We start from the raw sequence: 20,011 nt of genomic DNA on the forward strand, positions 1-20,011 counted from the left end.
ATCAGTCCTGGAAGGGATCGCGCATCAGGATGGTGTCGTCCCGCTGCGGGCTGGTGGAGAGCAGGCTGACCGGGGCGCCGATCAACTCCTCGATCCGGCGCACGTACTTCACCGCATTCGCCGGCAGGTCCTTCCACGAGCGCGCGCCCTGCGTCGTCTCGCTCCACCCGTCCATTTCCTCATAGACGGGCATCAGCTGGCCCTGCGCCTTCAGGCCGGCCGGCAGGTAGCCGATGGCTTCGCCGTTCAGCTCGTAGCCGGTGCAGATCTTGAGCTTGGGCAGGCCGTCCAGAACGTCCAGCTTGGTCAGCGCCACGCCCGCGATGCCGTTCAGCGCCACCGACTGGCGAACCAGCGCGGCGTCGAACCAGCCGCAGCGGCGCGAGCGGCCGGTCACGGTGCCGAACTCCCGGCCGACCGTCCCCAGGTGCTGGCCCACCTCGTCCTTCAGTTCGGTCGGGAACGGGCCCTCCCCAACGCGGGTGGTGTAGGCCTTCACGATCCCCAGGACATAGCCCGGCCCCTTCGGCCCCAGGCCCGAGCCGGCCGCGGCCTGGCCCGCCACGGTGTTCGACGAGGTCACATAGGGATAGGTGCCGTGGTCGACGTCCAGCAGCGCCCCCTGCGCGCCTTCGAACAGCACCCGCCGACCCGCCTTCACCACCTCGTCCAGCATCAGCCACGCGGGCCGGGCGAACGGCAGGATCTTCGGGGCCATCTCTTCCAGTTCCGCCAGCAGCGCGGCGCCGTCGTACTCGGGCAGGCCGAGGCCCCGGCGGAGCGGCGTGTGATGCGCCAGCAGGCGGTCGATCTTGGCCTCCAGCGCCGCGCGGTCGGCGAGGTCGGCCACGCGGATCGCGCGCCGCCCGACCTTGTCCTCATAGGCGGGGCCGATGCCGCGGCCGGTCGTTCCGATCTTGTTGGTCGCCGCGGCCTCGCGCGCCTGATCCAGGTCGCGATGCAGGGGTAGGATCAGGCAGGCGTTGTCGGCCAGGACCAGCAGGTCGGGCGTGATCTTCACGCCCTGCTCGCCGAGCGTCCCGATCTCCTTCAGCAGGTGCCAGGGATCGACGACCACGCCGTTGCCGATGATCGACAGCTTGCCCTGCACCACCCCGGACGGCAGCAGCGACAGCTTGTAGACCTGATCGCCGACGACCAGCGTGTGGCCGGCGTTGTGGCCGCCCTGGAAGCGCACGACCACGTCCGCCCGGTTGGACAGCCAGTCCACCAGCTTGCCCTTGCCCTCGTCGCCCCACTGGGCGCCGATCACCGTCACGTTGGCCATGGGGTACGATCTCTCCACCTGCCCGGAGAAACCTCCCGGCCCTTCGACAGGTGCTCGGCGGGGAGGCGGAGATCGATTGCGGGCGCCCGTTTAGACCAAGTGGCCCTCGCCCTCAAGCCGCCCCGGCGCTATCACCGCGTCATGAACATCCCGCGCTTCCACCTGGCCTTCCCCGTCCGCGACCTGGAAGAGGCCCGCGCCTTCTATGGCGGCTTGCTGGGCTGCCCCGAGGGCCGCTCGAGCCCCGAGTGGATCGACTTCGACTTCCGCGGCCACCAGATCGTGGCCCACCTCGCGCCCGAGGAGATCGGCCACCGTTCCACCAATGCCGTGGACGGCGAGGACGTGCCGGTCCGCCACTTCGGCGTCATCCTGACCCTGCCGGAATGGCACGATCTTTCGGAGAAGCTGAAAGCCGCCGGCGTGAAATTCGTCATCGAGCCGCAGATCCGCTTCAAGGGTCAGCCGGGCGAGCAGGCGACGATGTTCTTCCTCGACCCCTCCGGCAACGCGCTCGAGTTCAAGGCCTTTGCCGACGACGCCATGGTGTTCGCGAAGTGACCGACGTCAGCCTGCACGACATCGAGGCCGCCGCCGCGCGGCTGAAGGGCGTCGCCGTCGAGACGCCGCTCATCGAAAGCCCGGCGCTGAACGAGCGCGTCGGCGTCCGCGTGCTGATCAAGCCCGAGACGCTGCAGCGGGTGGGCGCCTTCAAGTTCCGGGGCGCCTACAACCGCCTTGTCCAGCTCGACGAGGACGAGCGCCGGCGCGGCGTTGTCGCCTTCTCGTCCGGCAACCACGCCCAGGGCGTGGCGCTGGCCGCCAAGCTGCTGGACGTGCCCGCCGTCATCGTCATGCCCAGCGACGCGCCGGCCATGAAGGTCGCCGCCACCAAGGGCTATGGCGCGGAGGTCCGGCTCTACGACCGGCTCACCGAAAGCCGCGAGGCCATCGCCACCGAGACCGCGCGGGAGCGCGGCTCGACCGTCGTCCCGTCGTTCGACGACCCGCACATCGTCGCCGGCCAGGGTACGATCGGCCTCGAGCTCGTCCGTCAGGCGGAAGCCCTGGGCGCGATGCTGGACCTCGTAGCCACCGGCATCAGCGGCGGCGGTCTGCTGTCGGGCGTCGCCACGGCGGTGAAGGCGCTGTCGCCCGCCACCACGATCATGGGCGTCGAGCCGGCCGGCTTCGACGATGCGCGCGAGTCGCTCGAAAAGGGCGAGATCGTCGTCCAGAAGCGCACCGGCCGCTGCCTCTGCGACGCCCTGGAGAGCGCCTCGATCGGGCACATCAACTTCCCGATCCTCAAGCGGACGGTGGCGCAGGTGGCGGTCGTCACCGACGCCGAGGTGACCGAGGCCATGCGCTACGCCTTCAAGACGCTGAAGCTGGTCGTCGAACCGGGCGGGGCGGTCAGCCTCGCGGCCCTGCTGACGGGCAAGCTTCCGGCCGCGCCGGGCTCGACCGTCGCGCTGATCCTCTCGGGCGGCAACGTGGATCCGGAACTCTACGCCCAAATCCTGCGCGGCGAGCTCTAGGCCGCCCTAGGCGAACACCTCGGCCGTCTCGCCGCCCGGCAGCCCCACGCCTCTCAGCTCGCGGTAGATCTCGACGTAAGCAGCGGCCACAGCCGCCACGAACACGCCGTTGAACGCGGCGAAGAAGATCAGGCCCGCAATCGCCACGAGCGAGATCACGATGGCGGCCGCTGCCCCGCCTGCCATGCCGGCGACGGCGAAGAAGATGCCTGCGACGATCGCCACCGGGATCATGACGACGATCGCGACGATGAGGAGCAGGAAGAGCAGCGCGATCGCGGCAAGGACCATCCTCCAGCCCTGGCCTTTCGTCAGCCGCCACGAGTCGAGCAGGACGAACCGCTGCTCGTCCCAGGCCATCACCCAGGCCAGGGAGAAACGCGCCGCCAGATAGAGGTACCCGGCCGTCGCCGCGCCGCCGATCAGCACGGCCCATGGCCATCCGGGTGTTCCGGTCACCGCCGAAACGCCGCCGACGAGTCCGCCGGTCACCACGACAATCGGGACGATGACGAGCATCGCAAGTACGCCCATCGCCAGCATGGTGAGGAGCATGGAGAGTTCACGGCGCTGGAGGCGCATGAAGAAGAACCCGCGCTCGTCCGGGCGCAGCATGGCGCGGCACACCGCGCCGTAGATCAGCGTCCCGAGCGCCAGTCCGAGAACGAGCGCGACAGGCAGGGTCACGAAAGCCTGCGCGGCCGAGGCCTGCTCCAGCGCCGCGGCGGCGCCTTCGGGATCGTCCCGCAGGTTGCGCATGTAGGCCGGCAGCGCGGCGCCGATGGAGACCATCTGCATCGCCAGGCTCAGCAGCAGGTAGGCCGCGCCCCATACCAGCACCGCGCCCCACTCCCGCCTGGCCAGCCGGAACCCGGACTTCAGCGCCGTATCGATCGAAAACCGGGCCATCATGCTCCCCCTGAACCCCGGACCACCATAGGCGTCCAAGGCTCAGGTTGAACAGGGGCCTAGAGCCGGTCTTCCGGCGCCAGGCGGCGGGGCTCCTCGCGCGGCGTGATCAGCTTCGCCGCCCGCGGGCGGATCCAGTTCTCGAAGTCGTCGACGAACCGATAGACCACCGGCACCAGCACCAGCGACAGCAGGGTCGAGGTGATCAGGCCGCCGATCACCGCCACGGCCATAGGCTGGCGGAACTCGGCGCCCTTCTCGAGCGCGAAGGCGGTCGGCAGCATGCCGGCGGCCATGGCCACCGTGGTCATGATGATCGGCCGCGCCCGCTCGCGGCAGGCCTCGATCAGGGCATCGTGCTGGCTCATGCCCTCGCGCTCGCGCTCGATGGCGTACTCCACCAGCAGGATCGAGTTCTTCGCCGCCAGGCCCATCAGCATCAGGAAGCCGATCAGCGAGGGGATCGACAGCGACAGGTTGAAGATCAGCAGGCCGATGAACGCCCCGCCCACCGCCAGCGGCAGGGCCGCCAGGATGACGATCGGCTTGAAGAAGCTGCGGAACAGCAGGACGAGCACCGCGAACATCAGGAAGACGGCCGTGGCGAAGGCCACCACGAATCCGCCGAACATCTCCTGCATGGCTTCCGCGTCGCCGATCGCGCCCGGCTTCACGCCGGCAGGCAGCTTCTTCATGATCGGCAGCGCGTGGACGGCCTTGGTCGCCTCGCCCAGCTCGACGCCGTCGCCCAACTCGGCCTGGATGGTGATCTGCCGCTGGCGGTTCAGGCGGTCGATCCGGGCGGGACCTGCCTGGAACTCCACGTCGGCCACGGCGCCCAAGGTGGTCACCCCGCCCGTCGCGGTCGGCAGCCGCAGCTGGCGGATCTGCTCGATGTCGGCGCGCGCGTTCTCGGGCAGGCGAATGCGGATCGGGATCCGGCGCTCGCCCTCGTTCAGCTTGGGCACGTTGGCGTCGATGTCGCCGACGGTCGCCACCCGGGCGGCCTGTGCGATGGTCGCCACCGAGACGCCGAGGCGCGCAGCTTCGTCCGGACGCGGACGGATCACCACTTCGGGACCGACCGGCGGGTTCGCCGGCCGCGGGTCCTTGACGATGTCGACGCTTCGCATCTGCTGCTCCAGCGCCAGGGCGGCGGCGCTCAGCGCGTCCGGGTCCTGTCCGGTCAGCACCTGCTGGAAGCCGGACGAGCCGTCGAAGCTCAGGAAGTTCAGCCGCACGTCGGGGATGGCTGCGATCTGCGCCCGCACGCGGTCCTTCAGTTCGTTGCCGCTGACCGTCCGCTTGGACTTCAGCAGCACCGTGATGGTGCCGGAGCGCACGTCGCTGGCCCCGGGCCCGCTGCCGGGGCCGAAGCTCGCCACCGTGGAGCCAACCTGGGTGAACACGTCGGTCACCTCGGGCTGGGCCTTCATGATGCGGGTCACCTCCTGGGTCGCGAGCTCCATGTCCTGCAGCGTCGCGCCGGGCGGGCCCTGCACGTTGACGTAGATGTAGTCGGGGTCGCCCGCCGGCTGGAAGCCTTGCGGCAGCATCGGCACCAGCATCAGCGAGCCGATGAACAGCACCATGCCCGCGATGGCGGCGATGATCCGGTGCGCCAGCGCCCACTCCAGCGCGTTGCGGTAGAAGCCTTCGAAGGGCTTGCGTGCATGCGGCTGCGTCGAGGGCTTCAGGAAGTAGGCGGCCATCAGCGGAGTGATCAGACGCGCCACCAGCAGCGAGAACAGCACCGCCACCGAGACGGTCAGGCCGAACTCCTTGAAGAACTGGCCTGGGATGCCCGGCATGAAGCTGACCGGCGTGAACACCACCACGATGGCGAAGGTGGTCGCGACCACCGCCAGGCCGATGGCGTCGGCGCCCTGCAGAGCGGCCTGATAGGGCCGCATGCCCTGGGCCACCCGCTTCTCGATGTTCTCGATCTCGACGATGGCGTCGTCGACCAGGATGCCGATGACCAGCGTCAGCGCCAGCAGCGTCACCAGGTTCAGCGAGAACCCGGCCAGGTCCATGACGAAGAAGGTGGGGATCAGCGAGATGGGCATCGCCACCACGGTGATCAGCGTCGCCCGCCAGTCGCGCAGGAACAGCAGCACCACCAGGGCGGCCAGCACCATGCCCTCCAGCAGCACGTGCTGGGTGGCCCGGAAGTTGTCGCGGGTCTCGTCCACCGAGGCGTAGATCTTGGTGAAGGTCACGCCCGGATAGGTCTTCTCCATCTGCTCGAGCTTGACGTTGACCGCGTCCTCGGTGTCGACGTCCGAGGCCTCCTTGGTCTTGGCGACCTGGAAGCCCACCACGGGCCGGCCGTTCAGGCGCGCGAAGCCGCGCGGCTCGGAGGCGCCGTCGCCGATCTCGGCCACGTCGGACAGGCGCACGTAGCCGCCGGTCCCCGTGGGGATGGTCATCTCGCGCAACTGTTGGACGGTCTCCACCGAGCCCAGCACGCGCACCGTCTGCTCGCGGCCGCCCACCTCGAGCCGGCCCCCGGGCGCGTCGAGCTGGAAGCTGTTGAGGGCGTTGTTCACCTGCGCCGCCGTCAGGCCGCGCGCGGCCAGCCGGACCGGATCGATCACCACGTTGATCTCGCGGGCGACGCCGCCCACGCGGGTCACCTGGGCCACGCCCTTGGCCGTCTGCAGCTCGCGGCTGATCGTGTCGTCGACGAACCAGGACAGCTCTTCGTCCGACATGGCCGGCGCCGCCACGGCGTAGGTGATGATCGGGAAGGCGCTGTCGATCTCGACCTGGGTGATCTGCGGCTCGTCGATGTCGCGCGGCAGGACCATCCGGGTCTGGTCGATCTTCGCCCGGACCTCGTCGGTCTTCTTCTGCAGGTCCTCGCCCATGTTGAACTGGATCGAGGTGGTGGAGACGCCCTGCGTCACCACCGACTGCACGTTGTCGACGCCGGTGATCCCGGCGATCGCGTCCTCCACGGGACGCGTGATCTGGGTCTCCATTTCCCCGGGGGCGGCGCCCGATTGGGTGACGGTCACCGCCACCACGGGAAACTGGATGTTGGGGAACTGCTTCACCGGCAGCCGGGCGTAGGAGAGCATGCCTGCGATCACCAGGCCGATGAACAGCAGGGTCACCGGCACCGGGTTTCGGATCGCCCACGCCGAGATGGCGAAGCCGCCGCTCCCCGACGGGGCGTGGATGTGGTGGTCGCTCATCGCTTGGCGCTCGCCGCCGCCGGACGCGCCTTGGCCTCGGCCTGGACCGGGCCGCCCTCGACGGGCTGCACGCGGTCGCCGTCCAGCAGGAAGGCGGCTGCGTTCTGCACGATGCGGGCGCCAGCCGGCGGACCGCGGGTGATCTGCACGAGGCCCGAGCCGCGCTGGCCGGTCTGCACCGGCACGCGACGCACGCGGTTGTCGGCGCCGACCACCATCACGCTCGCGCCGTTGGCGTCATAGCGGATGGCCGACTCCGGCGCGGCCAGCACCGAGGTCGAGACGTCCTCGAACACGGCCTGTGCGAAGCCGCCGGCCCGGATGTCGCCGCGCACCGGCAGGGTCACGCGCACCTCGCCCAGCTTGCTCTGCGGATCGATCTGCGGACTGACGATACGCACCCGACCCTGCACCTGGGCCCCGCTCGGCAGGGTCACCGTGGCGCTCTGGCCCGGCCGGATATTGGCCAGCGCATCCTCGCTGAGGTCGGCCGACAGCTCGATCTGACCATCGCGGGCCAGGCGGAACCAGGGTTGGGTCGCCCCGCCGGCCAGGTCGCCCGGCCGCACCGTCCGCTCCAGGACGACGCCGGACACAGGCGCGACCACCGCGGTCTTGCGCAGTCGGGTCCGCAGATCCTGCAGCTGCGCCCGCGCGGCCTGGGCCTGGAACCGCCGTTGGGCGATCTGCTCCTGAGCCAGTACGCCCTGGTTATCGAGACCCTGCACCCGGCGGGCCTGGTCCTCGGCCTGGGCCGCCTGCGCCTCGGCCTGGGCGATCTGTCCCTGCAGCAGGGCGGGATCGAGCTGCACCAGGGTTTGGCCGGCGCGGACATAGTCGCCGACGTCGGCCATCACCCGCAGCACGCGGAAGCCGGTGACTTCGGAGGCCACCGCCGCTTCTTCGCGCGGGATCAGGTCGCCCGATCCGCTGACCGAGCCTGCGATCGGCCGCGCCTCCAGGCGCACGACGCTGACGCTGCGGGCCTTGTCGTCGGCCTTAGGCGCCGGCTCGGGCTTGTGGCAGGCGGCCAGGGCCAGCGCCGCGCACAGCGGCAAAATGGTGAACTTCAGTCGCATCCCGTCTCTCATCGCGCCGGTTGGCGGGCTTGGGCGTAGGTCTGGGCGGGCCAGCCGCCGCCGACGGCCTTGTAGGCCTGGACGGAGCGGCGCAGCGCCTGCACCTGGGCCGAGGTCAGCTGGGCGCGGGTCGCGCGCCACGAGGCCTCGGCGTTCAGGAGCGTGGTGATGTCGGTCAGGCCCCGCTGGTACCCCGTGCGGGCGGCCTCGAATGCGCGGCGGGCCCGGGCCTCGCCGTCGACAAGCGTGTCCACCTGCCGGCGGTCGGCGTCCAGCCGCACCAGCGAGCCTTCGGCTTCCTGGAAAGCCGTCTGCACCGCGCGCTCGTAGGCGGTGACCGCCTGTTCGGTCCGGGCGTTCTGGGCCTTCAGTTCGGCCATCAGGCGGGGGATCGATAGGATCGGCTGCAGCACGCTGCCGCCCAGCGTCCAGCTCTGGCTCTCGGAGCTGAAGTTCGGCTGCTCCTGCTTCGACCAGCCGAGGCCCGGGGTGAAGGTGAAGGTCGGGAAGAAGGCCAGCGCCGCCAGCCGCTGTTGGCCCGCGGCGGAACGCACCCGCTGCTGAGCCTCGCGAACGTCGGGACGGCGCTGCAGCAGCTCGCTGGGCAGGGAGGCGGGCACGGGCGGCGCCTCGCCGACTTGCGGCGGCGCCTGGATGTTGGCGGTCGGCTCCACCACCCGGCCCGCGAGGATCAGGATGGCCCGCTTCTGAACCTGCAGCTCGGCCTCCAGCGCCTGGGCGCGAGCGTCGGCCTGGGCGAGCTCGCCCGCGATGCGGTCGGCTTCCGACGTGGCCGAGAGCCCCAGCGCGCCCCGCTTGGAGGCGATGTCGTAAAGCTCGCGCTGGATCCGCGCCGTCTCGCGCGCATCGGCCAGCTGGATCGCCAGGCCGCGGGCCTGGAAATAGGCGTCGGCCGTCTGGGCGGCGACCGCCGCGCGGGCGCCCTCGAAGGCGAAGCGCGCCGCGGAAACCTCGGCGTTCGCCGTCCGCGTCGCGGCGAGCGACCGGCCGAACAGGTCGATCTCCCAGCTGACGTTGAAGTCCAAGGCGTAGCGTTCGCTGGTGCCGCTGGTGGAGAAGCCCGGGATGTCGACCTCAGTCCCCGAGAGCTGCTCGGTGTGGGTGCGGCTGGCCGTTCCTCTCGCGTCTCCCTGCGGAAGGTATTGCAGGATGGCGCTCGTGCGCTGTGCGCGCACTTCCTGCAGCCGCGCGGCGGCGGTGCGCACGTCGGTGTTGCGGGTCAGCGCCTGCTGCACCAGCTCGGTGAGCTGAGGGTCGCCGTAGCCGGTCCACCACTGGTCGAGCGCGATCGCGCCCGCCGGCGCGGCCGGGGCTTCATAGGCGCCGGGCAAGTTCACGTCGGCGGTGCGCGGCGTCGCGCAGGCGGCGAGCGAGAGGGCGGCCAGGACGGCCAGCGGGGCGCCGAGGGAGGCTGCGGTGCGCATCTGGATCATAGGCCCTGGGGAGAAGACCGGCGTTGGTTGAACAAAGTTTGAGCGTCCGGCGCAATCTCCGCCGCCGCCTTTCGCTGTTCCTAGTCGTCGCTTCCCGGCCGGGATCTCTGGCGGATCCCGTGCGGACCGCCGTTTGCCTCAAACTCCGTATGATGTAAAGTGTTAGTTGCGAGCTTACTGGAGCGGCATGGGCAAGGAACAATCCAAGGTACACCCGGGCGACGACGATCCGCGGCGCAGCATCGAGCTGCTCTGGGGGGTGCAGGAGCCCGGCAAGCGGGGCCCCAAGCCGCGCTTCTCCACCGACGACCTCGTCCAGGCCGCGATCGCCGTCGCCGACCGCGAAGGCCTGGGGGCCATCTCCATGCGCAGCGTCGCCCAGGCGGTGGGTGTCTCGCCGATGGCGATCTACACCTACGTCCGCTCCAAGAACGAGCTGCTGGCCCTGATGTACGACCGGGTCTTGGGAGAGGGGGAGCAGGCGCCGCCCGGCCTCTCGTGGCGCCCGGCGCTGGAGTTCATGGCCCGCGGCCGGTGGGAACTGACCGAGCGCCACCCCTGGCTCCTCGGCTTCGCCCTGCACCGCCCCCCGCTGGGGCCGAACCTGATGATCCGGGTCGAGTCCGTCATGGCGGCGCTGGAAGGCGCAGGCCTGACCGACCTCGAGAAGGACCTGCTGGTCGACGTCCTCCACAACTACATCGAGGGCGCGCTCAACGAGGCGAGGGAGGCCCGCGAAGCCGAACAACGCAGCGGCATGACCGACGAACAGTGGGTGGCCATCGTCGAGCCGGCGCTGCAGGCGCGTCTCGACCCTGAGCGTTTCCCGCACCTGATCCGGCTGGGCGAGGCCTGGCGAGAACAGCGTCATCTCATGACCGACCCGCGTCACCGTTTCGAGCAGGGTCTGCAGGTCGTTCTCGACGGAATCGGCGCGTTCATCGCCCGCCGGCAGGCTGGGCGCTAGTCAGCACCCCTTGGGCGTGATTAGCGTCGCGCCAGCTCCAACCAAACCCAGAGTTCGAGACTTGAAGAAGCTCCTGTTCTGCGCGGTCGCCGCCACGGCCTTCGCCACCGCCGCGCTCGCCGCCCCGGCCCTCGACGGCGCCCGTATCAAGGAAGACATCCGCGTACTCTCGGCCGACGACTTCGAAGGCCGCGCCCCCGCTTCCAAGGGCGAGGAGAAGACGGTCGCCTACCTGATCCAGCAGTTCAAGGCCGCCGGCGTGCAGCCGGCCGGCGACAAGCAGGCCGACGGCGGCCGCGCCTGGACCCAGGACGTCCCGCTCGCCCGCTTCGCGACCAAGGGCCCGGTGGCCGTGTCGGTGAACCTGGGGGGCAAGACGGAGGCCTGGACGCAAGGCGAGCAGATCGCCATCCGCGCCGCCCAGACCGGCGTCGACCGGCTGACGCTCAAGGACGTGCCGGTCGTCTTCGCCGGCTATGGCGTGACCGCGCCCGAGCGCAACTGGGACGACTTCAAGGGCATGGACCTGAAGGGCAAGATCGCCCTCGTGCTCGTCAACGATCCCGACTTCGAGACGGGTCAGGGCGACTTCGGCGGCAAGGCCATGACCTACTACGGCCGCTGGACCTACAAGTACGAGGAGGCCGCGCGCCGCGGCGCCGTCGGCTTCCTGGTGATCCACGAGACGGCCCCGGCGTCCTACGGCTGGAACACCGTGAAGAACTCGAACACCAACGAGATCTTCGACGTCATCCGCAAGAACCCGTCCGAGGCGCACGCGCCGCTCGAAGGCTGGGTCCAGCGCGACAACGCCGTGGCCATGCTGAAGGCCGCGGGCCTCGACTTCGAGGCCCTGAAGAAGCAGGCCCAGACCCGCGACTTCAAGCCGGTCGAGCTGAAGGGCGTCACCTTCTCCACCGACTACGCCGTCGACGCCCAGAAGGTCGTGTCGAAGAACGTCGTGGGCGTCGTCCCCGGCGCCAAGCGCCCCGACGAGCGGGTCATCTACTCGGCCCACTGGGACCACCTCGGCGTGGGCCTGGCCGACGCGCGTGGCGACAAGATCTACAACGGCGCCCTCGACAACGCGTCCGGAACCTCGGCGCTGATCGAGCTGGGCCGCGCCTTCGCCAAGGGGCCCAAGCCCGAGCGTTCGGTGATGTTCCTCGCCGTGACGGCCGAGGAGAAGGGCCTGCTGGGCTCGGAGTACTACGCCGACAATCCGCTCTATCCGCTCGCCACCACCGTGGGCGTGCTGAACATGGACGGCATGAACCTGCTGGGCCGGTCGAAGGACATCACCATGTCCGGCAACGCGCCGCTGACCCTGCAGGACGACATGATCAAGGTGGCGTCCAAGTACGGCATGAGCTTCAGCCCCGATCCGAACCCGCAGGCGGGCAGCTTCTACCGCTCGGACCACTTCCCCTTCGCCAAGCGCGGCGTGCCGGCCATCTCGTTCGGCTCCGGTGAAGACCTCGAGAAGGGCGGCAAGGCGGCGGGCAAGGCCGCGTCGGAAGCCTATACCCGCGACAAGTACCACCAGCCCGCCGACGAGTTCGATCCCAACTGGGACATGTCGGGCGTGGTCCAGGAGCTCTCGGTCTTCTACGACCTCGGCTCCGAGCTCGCGAACTCGAGCCGCTGGCCCGAGTGGAAGCAGGGCGCCGAGTTCAAGGCCGAACGCGACAAGACCGCCGCCCAGCGGAAGTAGGACCACTCAAGGAGGGCGGCGCTCCGGCGCCGCCCTTTCCATCTGGGAACATCTTGAGAACCGCGCCTCCCGCGGCTACCTCTACCGTCGACAGCTGACGGGAGACGCCACATGGCCGGCGAAGGGAAAATCCGCTGCGGCATCGGGGGCTGGACCTTCGAGCCCTGGCGCGGCGTCTTCTATCCCGAGGGCCTGAAGCACGCCGACGAGCTGGCCTACGCCAGCCGCCATCTCACCGCCATCGAGATCAACGGCACCTACTATTCCAGCTTCAAGCCGGACAGCTGGGCCAAGTGGCGCGCAGCCACGCCCGACGGCTTCAAGTTCGCGGTGAAGGCCAGCCGCTTCTGCACCAACCGCAAGGTGCTGTCCGACGGCAAGGGCAGCATGGACATCTTCCTGGGCCAGGGGCTGACCGAACTCGGCGACCGCCTGGGCCCGATCCTGTGGCAGTTCGCGCCGACCAAGAAGTTCGACTACGACGAGTTCGCCGCCTGGCTCGACCTGCTGCCGCGGAGCCTCGAGAACCTGCCGCTGAAGCACGTCGTGGAGGTGCGCAACGCCTCCTTCGCCGACGCCAGGTTCGTCGGCCTCTGCCGCGACCGCAACGTGGCGATCTGCAATTCCGAGAACGAGAACTATCCGTTCATCCCCGACGTCACCGCCGACTTCGTCTACCTGAGACTGCTGTCCGCCAATGACGAGATCCCCACCGGCTACGAGGCCAAGGACCTCGACATGTGGGCCGACCGCTTCAGGGCGTATGCCCAGGGCGGCATCCCTGGCGACTTCCAGCCGCTGGACCGCACCGGCCCGCCCGAGGAGCCGCGCGACGTCTACGCCTTCGTGATCCACGAGGGGAAGGTCCGCGCCCCGGCGGCGGCGATGGAGTTCATCCGGCGGGTGGATACCACATTCCAGGCCCAGGCGCTCTGAGGCCCGCTTGACCTCCGTGGCGTCAGGGCCGCCCACTTCCTCAAAACGCGAGGGAGCCCGCCGATGACCCACTTCACGGCCGAAGACCTGATGTTCCGCCCGGGCCTGATGAAGGGCCAGCGGGTGCTGATCACTGGCGGCGGCACCGGCCTGGGCAAGGTGATGGCCGAGGCCTGCCTGATGCTGGGCGCAGACGTCTACATCTGGGGCCGGCGCGGCGCCGTCATCGAGGCCGCCGCCAACGAGCTGAACGAGGCCCACGGCGACGCCGGCGGCCGCTGCGTCGGCCAGGCCTGCGACATCCGCGTCCCCGAGGCCATTCACGAGGCCATGGACGAGATCTGGTCCGGCGGCGCGCTCACCGGGCTCGTCAACAACGCCGCCGGCAACTTCATCAGCCGCACCGAGGACCTGACGCCCAAGGGCTTCGACGCCATCGCCAACATCGTCTTCCGGGGCTCGTTCTTCGTCACCCTGGACGCCGGCAAGCGCTGGCTGGCCGAGGGCAAGCCCGCCTCGGTCGTCTCCATCCTCACCACCTGGGTCTGGCACGGCGGCCCCTTCACCGTGCCCTCGGCCATGTCCAAGGCCGGCCTCAACGTCATGACCCAGTCACTGGCGGTGGAGTGGGGCAATCGCGGCGTGCGCTTCAACGCCATCGCGCCCGGCCCCTTCCCGACGGAGGGCATGAGCGCTCGGCTCGACCCCGGCGGCGGCGGTCTGGCCGAGGACAAGGACCCGATGATCCCGCTCGGCCGTAACGGCGAGATGCGCGAGCTCGCCAACCTGGCAGTCTACCTGCTGCATCCGCTGTCGGCCTATGTGAACGGCCAGACCATCGCCATCGACGGCGGCGCGCATCTGCAGGGCGGCGGCGGCTTCGCCCGCCTCGCGTCCTGGGGCGACGCCGAGTGGGAGGCCGCCCGCAACGCGATCCGCTCCACGAACGAGAAGGACCGCGCCCAGCGGACGGTGTGACGACCATCTCGTCGTACGGCGTAAGCTCTTGCGGCTTCAGGATTCCCCCGCGATGATGACGCGCGTCATCTTTCCTGCGGAGTTCGTTGCGCATCCCATGGCCCAAGTCGCCTATCTCCCGGTCGGCAAGCGTGAGCAGACCAAGGTCCAGAACCGACAGGCGATCCTGGACGCCGCGCGCGAGGTGTTCGGCGAGCTGGGCTACGAGGCGGCCACCGTGCGCGACATCATCCGCCGCACCGGCCTCGCGGCCGGCACCTTCTACAACTACTACCGCTCGAAGGAGGAGGTGTTCGCCGCCCTCGCCGACGACGGCGCCCGGCGCTTCGCCCCGATGCTGAAGGCGCTGCGCGCCCAGTCCACCGATTTCGAGAGCTTCGTCCGCCAGGCGATCCACGCCTACTTCACCTTCATGGCCGACGAGCACTCCAGCTGGATGGCTCGCCGCCCGCCGGGCGAGCACCAGCCGCACGTGCATGGCGAGACGCCCGAGATGGCCGCCGTCTTCGCGGAGGTCCGCGACGCCATTCTCGAGGCGATCGCGGCCGGCAAGGGACCGGCGTCCGATCCGGACTACATGGCCGCCGCCTGCATCGCCGTGGCCCGAGAGGTGGGAGACAAGATGCTGGAACGCCGACCGATCGACACCGCCGCGGCGTCGGACTTCGCCGTCGCCATGATCCTGAACGGCCTGCGCGGCCTGCCGGCGGCCCGCTAGATGGCCTCGCCCGCAGCCCAGCGCGCCATCGCCGGCCTCATCCTGTCGCTGCCTGCGCCGGTGCTCCGGCTCATGGCGGGCGGCGGCGTGGTCCACGTCGGCGGCCGCACGCTCGACCCGCGCCTGCAGTTCCTGGCTGCCCAGGCCCGCAAGCAGCCGGCCATGACCCAGGCCACGCCGGAACAGGCCCGCATGGGCATGACCGGCCTGATCGGCGCCGTCGCCGGCAAGCCCGAGCCCGGCGTCGCTTGCGAGGACCTCTACGTCCAGGGCGCGGCGGGCGACATCCCGGCCCGCGCCTACCGGCCCGCGAACCAGGACGCGGACGCGCCCCTGATGGTCTGGGCCCACATGGGCGGCGGCGTCATCGGCGACATCGAAACCACCCACGTCTTCTGCACCGTGCTCGCGCGGATCACCCGCGGCCCGGTGCTGTCGGTGGACTACCGGCTGGCGCCCGAGCACCGCTATCCGGCCGGTGTCGACGACACGCTCGCCGCCTACCGCTGGGCCCGCGAGCATTCCACCCGTTTCGGCGCTCCGGCCGGCAAGGTCGCCATGGGCGGCGACTCCATGGGCGGCAACTTCACGGCCATCGTCTGCCAGGAGCTGAAGCGCGCGGGCGAGCCGCAGCCGGTGCTGCAACTGCTCGTCTATCCCTGCACCGACGTCGCCTCGCAGACGCCGTCCATGACCACCTACGGCGACGCCTTCCCGCTCAACAGCGCCACCATGGACTGGTTCATGGGGCACTACCTGAACCCCGGCGACGATCCGGCCCATCCCAAGCTGTCGCCGCTGAAGGAGAAGGACCTGTCGGGCCTCGCGCCGGCGGTGATCGCCACCGCCGGTTTCGACCCGCTGATCGACCAGGGCGAGGCCTACGCCAAGGCGCTGCGCGAGGCCGGCGTGCCGGTGACCTACCGCTGCTACGACAGCCTGGCCCACGCCTTCGTCGCCTTCACCGGCGCCGTACCGGCCGCGGCCGACGCCAGCCGTGAGATCGCGGGCCTGGTTCGCCAGGCCTACGAAGGCCGCCTCGCCGGATGAGAGCCCTCGTCGTCGGGGAGCTTCGGCCCGACTACGCCGGCGTCCACGTCCGCGACCTGCCGACGCCCGAGCCGGGGCCTGGCGAGGTGCGGGTGAAGGTCCTGGCCGCGGCCGTGAACTTCCCCGACCTGATGCAGACCCGCGGCGAGCACCAGCACAAGCCGGCGCTGCCCTTCATCGGCGGCATGGAGATGGCGGGCGTCGTCGACGCGGTGGGGCCGGGCGTCACGGCTTTGCGGGAAGGCGACGAGGTCTGCGCCGGGGGGCGCGGCGTCTTCGCCGAATACGCCGTCTTCTCCGCCGCCACGCTGCGGAAGAAGCCGAAGGGCCTGACCTTCGCTCAGGCCGCCGGCTATCCGGTCGCCTATCTGACCGCCTACGTCGCCCTGAGGCGGTGCGCCGATGCGCAGGCCGGCGAGTGGGTGCTGGTCCACGGGGCGGCCGGCGGCGTGGGCCTCGCCGCCGTCGACTACGCCAGGGTGCTGGGCTGCAAGGTCATCGCCGCCTCGGCCTCGGACGAGAAGCTCGCCGTCATCGCGGCCGAGTACGACGTCGACGCCACCGTCAACGTCTCGGGCGGCTTTCGCGAGCGGGTGAAGGAGATCACCGGGGGCAGGGGCGCGGACGTCATCTACGATCCCGTCGGCGGCGACGTCTTCGACGAGTCGACGCGCTGCATCGCCTTCGGCGGCCGCATCCTCTCCATCGGCTTCACCTCGGGGCGCCTGCCCGTGCTGCCGGTCAACATCGCGCTGATCAAGGGCTTCTCCCTGATCGGCGTCCGCGCCGGCGAGTACGGCCGCCAGTTCCCGGACAAGGGCCGCGAGAACAACGAAGCCATCTGGAAGCTGGCCGAGGATGGCCTCGTGAAGCCCCGTGTCCACCACGAATACCCGCTCGACCAATGGCGCGAGGCGTACGAGACGCTCGCCCAGCGCAAGGTGGTCGGCAAGACAATCATCCGGCCCGATCTGTAAAGGTAAGCCATGACCATCGGCAGCGAAGAAGAACTTGAGAAGCTGAAGGCGGCGGGCCGCCTCGTGGCGCGCACCCTGAAGGCCATGGGCGAGGCCCTGGAGCCCGGCATCACGACGAAGGAGCTGGACCAGCTCGGCCGCAAGATGCTGGAGGACGCCGGCGCCCGCTCCGCGCCCGAGCTCAGCTACGACTTCCCGGGCGCCACCTGCATCTCGGTGGGCCCCGATGTGGCCCACGGCATCCCCGGCGACCGTCGCGTCGAGGCCGGCGACCTGATCAACATCGACGTCTCGGCCGAACTCGACGGCTTCTTCGCCGACACCGGGGCGAGCTTCGCGGTGCCGCCGGTCGCGCCCAGGATCGACAAGCTGTGCCGCGACGGCCGCCGCGCCATGTGGGCCGGCATCCGCGCCGTCCGTCCAGGGGCTCCCCTCAACGCGATCGGCAAGTCGATCGAGACCTTCGCCGACAGGAACGGCTACAGCCTGGTCCGCAACCTCGCGAGCCACGGCGTGGGCAAGAGCCTGCACGAGGAGCCGACCGAGCTCGCCACCTGGTACGAGCCCCACGACAAGCGCCGCATCACCGAGGGCCTGGTCTTCACCATCGAGCCCTTCCTCAGCCTTGGCGCCGATTGGGTGGACGAGATGGAGGACGGCTGGACGTTGCGCCCGCCGGGACAGGAGCCCACCGTGCAGTACGAGCACACCCTCGTGGCGACACGTCGCGGGCCGCTGGTGCTGACTCTGGCGGAATAGTCTCGCCGAATGGCCAAGGGGGTGTTGACACGCCCTCCGCCCTCAACTATCCACCGCGCCTCGATTTTCTACCCGGAGCCACCCAGTGAAGCGGACCTTTCAGCCCTCGCGTCTCGTGCGCAAGCGCCGTCACGGCTTCCGTCTTCGCATGTCCACGAAGAACGGACAGAAGGTGCTGGCCCGTCGTCGCGCCAAGGGCCGCAAGCGCCTGAGCGCCTAAGCTCGGCCTTGCGCTAAGGTGTCCGCATGTCGGACGCCGACCTTCCCATAGAACGTCTGAAGAAGCGCGCGGACTTCCTGCTCTGCGCGCAGGCCCCCTCGTGCGCGAAGGGGGCCGTCGTCGTGCAGGCGAGGCCTCGCGGCGACGAGCAACCCCTCGTGCGGGCCGGCTTCACCGCCACCAAGCGCATCGGCGGCGCCGTCGTGCGCAACCGGGCCAAGCGCCGGATGCGCGAGGCCGCCCGGCTGCTGCTGCCCGACCACGCCCGGCCTGGCTACGACTATGTGTTCATCGCCCGCGGCGGTGTGACCACCCGCGCCTGGGCCCGTTTGCTTGACGATGTGAAAAGCGCGCTGATAAGGCTCGCCGCCGACGGCAAGGCCCCCCAAGCGTGACGGGCCCGCTCCCCTCTTCGGAACCCATCCCGACATGAGAGACGACAACACCCGCAACACGATCATCTTCGTCGTGTGCGCGGTCCTGCTCCTGCTGCTGTACCAGATGTTCGTCATCGACCCGCAGGCGAAGCGTCGCCAGGCCGAGCTCGCGCGCCAGGCGCCGCCGGCCGCCGCCGCGCAGCGGGGGAACGTGACCGGGCCCCAGGTTCCGCAGGTCGTGAACCGCCAGCAGGCCGTCGCCGCCTCGCCGCGCGTGCCCATCGACACCCCGGCGCTGAGCGGTTCGCTGTCGCTGCGCGGCGCCCGGATCGACGACCTCTACCTCGACCAGTACCGCCAGACCGTCGCCAAGGGCTCGCCCGCCGTCGAGCTGCTGCGCCCGGAAGGCGCGGAGTACCCGTGGTTCGCCGAGATCGGCTGGGTCGGCCAGAACGTGCCCGGCCTGCCCAACGCCCAGACCGTGTGGACCCTGGCCCAGGGCTCGAAGCTCGCGCCCGGCCAGCCGGTCGTCCTCACCTACGCGAACGGCCAGGGCCTGACGTTCACGCGGCGGATCGCCGTCGACGAGCGCTACATGTTCTCGGTGACCGACACCGTCGCCAACACCTCGGGCCAGCCCATCACGCTCGCGCCGTACGGCACGGTCCAGCGCCAGGGCGTCCCCGCCGACCTCGGCAAGAACCAGATCGTCCACGAGGGCGCCATCGGCTGGCTCGACGGCAAGCTGCGCCAGGTGAAGTACGGCAAGTGGCGCAAGGACGGCGGCGGTCCCGCCTACACCTCCAGCAGCGGCTGGCTGGGCATCACCGACAAGTACTGGCTGGCCGCCCTGATCCCCGGACAGGGCAAGCAGGTCACCGGTCAGTTCCGCCGCACCGAGGCGCTGGGCCAGACGGTTCTCGACGCCAACTTCGTGGGCCAGCCCCGGATCATCCCCGCCGGCGGCCAGGCGAGCGAGACCACCCACGTGTTCGCCGGCGCCAAGCAGGTGCCGGTGCTGCGCGACTACGAGAAGACGCTGGGCATCACCCACTTCGACAACGCCGTCGACTGGGGCAACTTCTGGTTCCTGACGCGGCCGATCTTCCAGTTCCTGGAGTTCATCCACCGCTACGTGGGCGCCTTCGGCCTCGCCATCCTGGCGCTGACCGTCGTCGTGCGCGCCATCTTCTTCCCGCTGGCGAACAAGCAGTACGAGTCGCTGACCAAGATGAAGAAGGTGCAGCCCCAGATGGAGGAGCTGCGCAAGCGCTACAAGGACGACCCGGCCAAGCAGCAGCAGGAGCTGCTCGCCCTCTACCAGCGTGAGAAGGTCAATCCCCTGGCCGGCTGCCTGCCGCTCCTGCTGCAGATCCCGGTCTTCTACGCCCTCTACAAGGTGCTGACCGTCACCATCGAGATGCGCCACGCGCCGTTCCTGGGCTTCATCCAGGACCTGTCGGCCCGCGACCCGACCACCATCTGGAACCTGTTCGGCCTGATCCCCTGGGACCCGGCGAGCCTGCCGCTGGTGGGCGCGTTCCTGAACGGGCCACTGCACCTCGGCATCGTCGTGATCCTCTACGGCGTCACGATGTACCTGACGACGGCGATGAGCCCGCCCGCGGGCGACCCGATCCAGCAGAAGATCTTCCAGTTCATGCCGCTGATGTTCACCTTCATCATGGCGCCCTTCGCCGTGGGCCTGCTGATCTACTGGACCTGGTCCAACGTGCTCACCCTGCTGCAGCAGTACGTGATCATGCGCCGGTTCAAGGTCGACAACCCGATCGACCAGATCATCCGCAAGTTCACCGGCAAGCCGAAGCCCGTGGCCTGAC

The 20,011-nt window shown here is 69.9% G+C and carries 18 protein-coding genes; 13 read left to right on the forward strand and 5 right to left on the reverse strand.

The window, feature by feature from the left end; genetic code table 11:
• Position 1: 1 nt before the first annotated feature.
• Complete coding sequence (locus tag ACO2Q0_RS05915) at positions 2-1,288, reverse strand: adenylosuccinate synthase (RefSeq protein WP_423350577.1); 1,287 nt, start codon at positions 1,286-1,288, stop codon at positions 2-4.
• Between the two features lie 141 nt (positions 1,289-1,429).
• Between ACO2Q0_RS05915 and ACO2Q0_RS05920 the strand changes: the two genes are divergently transcribed.
• Together ACO2Q0_RS05920 and ACO2Q0_RS05925 are read left to right on the forward strand one after the other, a co-directional pair.
• On the forward strand, positions 1,430-1,849 hold the full coding sequence (locus tag ACO2Q0_RS05920; protein WP_423350578.1) for a VOC family protein: 420 nt from the start codon (positions 1,430-1,432) through the stop codon (positions 1,847-1,849).
• Positions 1,846-2,829 carry a threonine ammonia-lyase gene (locus ACO2Q0_RS05925; protein ID WP_423350579.1) on the forward strand — a complete coding sequence of 328 codons (984 nt, stop codon included), beginning with the start codon at positions 1,846-1,848 and terminating at the stop codon, positions 2,827-2,829. Before ACO2Q0_RS05920 ends, ACO2Q0_RS05925 begins: the two co-directional genes overlap by 4 nt.
• A gap of 6 nt (positions 2,830-2,835) precedes the next feature.
• On the opposite strand, the gene ACO2Q0_RS05930 is transcribed toward ACO2Q0_RS05925, so the two are convergent.
• Genes ACO2Q0_RS05930 through ACO2Q0_RS05945 form a run of 4 tightly spaced genes read right to left on the reverse strand, consistent with a single transcriptional unit; the run spans position 2,836 to position 9,474 of the window.
• Positions 2,836-3,738, reverse strand: coding sequence for a hypothetical protein (locus tag ACO2Q0_RS05930; RefSeq protein ID WP_423350580.1), 903 nt, complete (start codon positions 3,736-3,738; stop codon positions 2,836-2,838).
• 59 nt (positions 3,739-3,797) lie between these two features.
• Positions 3,798-6,941, reverse strand: a complete 3,144-nt coding sequence (locus ACO2Q0_RS05935; protein WP_423350581.1) for an efflux RND transporter permease subunit — start codon at positions 6,939-6,941, stop codon at positions 3,798-3,800.
• Complete coding sequence (locus ACO2Q0_RS05940) at positions 6,938-8,020, reverse strand: efflux RND transporter periplasmic adaptor subunit (RefSeq protein ID WP_423350582.1); 1,083 nt, start codon at positions 8,018-8,020, stop codon at positions 6,938-6,940. The genes ACO2Q0_RS05935 and ACO2Q0_RS05940 overlap by 4 nt, the downstream gene beginning before the upstream one ends.
• Positions 8,021-8,028: 8 nt before the next feature.
• Positions 8,029-9,474 carry an efflux transporter outer membrane subunit gene (locus ACO2Q0_RS05945; protein WP_423350583.1) on the reverse strand — a complete coding sequence of 482 codons (1,446 nt, stop codon included), beginning with the start codon at positions 9,472-9,474 and terminating at the stop codon, positions 8,029-8,031.
• Between the two features lie 187 nt (positions 9,475-9,661).
• Here ACO2Q0_RS05945 and ACO2Q0_RS05950 point away from each other — a divergent pair, with 187 nt between their 5' ends.
• From ACO2Q0_RS05950 to yidC, 11 genes are all read left to right on the forward strand, one after another.
• Complete coding sequence (locus ACO2Q0_RS05950) at positions 9,662-10,441, forward strand: TetR/AcrR family transcriptional regulator (protein ID WP_423350584.1); 780 nt, start codon at positions 9,662-9,664, stop codon at positions 10,439-10,441.
• A 61-nt stretch (positions 10,442-10,502) separates the two neighbouring features.
• Entirely contained in the window at positions 10,503-12,155 is a 1,653-nt protein-coding gene (locus ACO2Q0_RS05955; RefSeq protein WP_423350585.1) for a M28 family metallopeptidase, read from the forward strand.
• A gap of 111 nt (positions 12,156-12,266) precedes the next feature.
• Positions 12,267-13,091: a DUF72 domain-containing protein gene (locus ACO2Q0_RS05960; protein WP_423350586.1), complete on the forward strand. Its 825-nt coding sequence runs from the start codon at positions 12,267-12,269 to the stop codon at positions 13,089-13,091.
• A gap of 63 nt (positions 13,092-13,154) precedes the next feature.
• Positions 13,155-14,069, forward strand: a complete 915-nt coding sequence (locus ACO2Q0_RS05965; protein ID WP_423350587.1) for an SDR family oxidoreductase — start codon at positions 13,155-13,157, stop codon at positions 14,067-14,069.
• A gap of 97 nt (positions 14,070-14,166) precedes the next feature.
• On the forward strand, positions 14,167-14,787 hold the full coding sequence (locus ACO2Q0_RS05970; RefSeq protein WP_423350588.1) for a TetR/AcrR family transcriptional regulator: 621 nt from the start codon (positions 14,167-14,169) through the stop codon (positions 14,785-14,787).
• Complete coding sequence (locus tag ACO2Q0_RS05975) at positions 14,788-15,837, forward strand: alpha/beta hydrolase (protein WP_423350589.1); 1,050 nt, start codon at positions 14,788-14,790, stop codon at positions 15,835-15,837.
• Positions 15,834-16,814, forward strand: a complete 981-nt coding sequence (locus tag ACO2Q0_RS05980) for an NADPH:quinone oxidoreductase family protein (RefSeq protein ID WP_423350590.1) — start codon at positions 15,834-15,836, stop codon at positions 16,812-16,814. The genes ACO2Q0_RS05975 and ACO2Q0_RS05980 overlap by 4 nt, the downstream gene beginning before the upstream one ends.
• A 9-nt stretch (positions 16,815-16,823) precedes the next feature.
• The gene (gene map / locus ACO2Q0_RS05985) at positions 16,824-17,573 is read left to right on the forward strand and encodes a type I methionyl aminopeptidase (RefSeq protein WP_423350591.1); all 750 of its coding nucleotides are present in this window, start codon (positions 16,824-16,826) and stop codon (positions 17,571-17,573) included.
• An 85-nt stretch (positions 17,574-17,658) separates the two neighbouring features.
• Positions 17,659-17,793: a 50S ribosomal protein L34 gene (gene rpmH, locus ACO2Q0_RS05990; RefSeq protein WP_293482274.1), complete on the forward strand. Its 135-nt coding sequence runs from the start codon at positions 17,659-17,661 to the stop codon at positions 17,791-17,793.
• 26 nt (positions 17,794-17,819) lie between these two features.
• Positions 17,820-18,188: a ribonuclease P protein component gene (gene rnpA / locus ACO2Q0_RS05995; RefSeq protein ID WP_423350592.1), complete on the forward strand. Its 369-nt coding sequence runs from the start codon at positions 17,820-17,822 to the stop codon at positions 18,186-18,188.
• A gap of 34 nt (positions 18,189-18,222) precedes the next feature.
• Positions 18,223-20,010 carry a membrane protein insertase YidC gene (yidC, locus tag ACO2Q0_RS06000; protein ID WP_423350593.1) on the forward strand — a complete coding sequence of 596 codons (1,788 nt, stop codon included), beginning with the start codon at positions 18,223-18,225 and terminating at the stop codon, positions 20,008-20,010.
• Position 20,011 lies beyond the last annotated feature (1 nt).

The organism is Phenylobacterium sp. VNQ135 (assembly GCF_049445735.1).
GTDB lineage: Bacteria > Pseudomonadota > Alphaproteobacteria > Caulobacterales > Caulobacteraceae > Phenylobacterium.

Bases quoted from the DNA above. Each gene is read 5' to 3' on its own strand.
- ACO2Q0_RS05915 (WP_423350577.1), bottom strand. From the start codon at position 1,288: ATGGCCAACGTGACGGTGATCGGCGCCCAGTGGGGCGACGAGGGCAAG.
- ACO2Q0_RS05920 (WP_423350578.1), top strand. From the start codon at position 1,430: ATGAACATCCCGCGCTTCCACCTGGCCTTCCCCGTCCGCGACCTGGAA.
- ACO2Q0_RS05930 (WP_423350580.1), bottom strand. From the start codon at position 3,738: ATGGCCCGGTTTTCGATCGATACGGCGCTGAAGTCCGGGTTCCGGCTG.
- ACO2Q0_RS05935 (WP_423350581.1), bottom strand. From the start codon at position 6,941: ATGAGCGACCACCACATCCACGCCCCGTCGGGGAGCGGCGGCTTCGCC.
- ACO2Q0_RS05940 (WP_423350582.1), bottom strand. From the start codon at position 8,020: ATGCGACTGAAGTTCACCATTTTGCCGCTGTGCGCGGCGCTGGCCCTG.
- ACO2Q0_RS05945 (WP_423350583.1), bottom strand. From the start codon at position 9,474: ATGATCCAGATGCGCACCGCAGCCTCCCTCGGCGCCCCGCTGGCCGTC.
- ACO2Q0_RS05950 (WP_423350584.1), top strand. From the start codon at position 9,662: ATGGGCAAGGAACAATCCAAGGTACACCCGGGCGACGACGATCCGCGG.
- ACO2Q0_RS05960 (WP_423350586.1), top strand. From the start codon at position 12,267: ATGGCCGGCGAAGGGAAAATCCGCTGCGGCATCGGGGGCTGGACCTTC.
- ACO2Q0_RS05965 (WP_423350587.1), top strand. From the start codon at position 13,155: ATGACCCACTTCACGGCCGAAGACCTGATGTTCCGCCCGGGCCTGATG.
- ACO2Q0_RS05970 (WP_423350588.1), top strand. From the start codon at position 14,167: ATGGCCCAAGTCGCCTATCTCCCGGTCGGCAAGCGTGAGCAGACCAAG.
- ACO2Q0_RS05975 (WP_423350589.1), top strand. From the start codon at position 14,788: ATGGCCTCGCCCGCAGCCCAGCGCGCCATCGCCGGCCTCATCCTGTCG.
- ACO2Q0_RS05980 (WP_423350590.1), top strand. From the start codon at position 15,834: ATGAGAGCCCTCGTCGTCGGGGAGCTTCGGCCCGACTACGCCGGCGTC.
- map (WP_423350591.1), top strand. From the start codon at position 16,824: ATGACCATCGGCAGCGAAGAAGAACTTGAGAAGCTGAAGGCGGCGGGC.
- rnpA (WP_423350592.1), top strand. From the start codon at position 17,820: ATGTCGGACGCCGACCTTCCCATAGAACGTCTGAAGAAGCGCGCGGAC.
- yidC (WP_423350593.1), top strand. From the start codon at position 18,223: ATGAGAGACGACAACACCCGCAACACGATCATCTTCGTCGTGTGCGCG.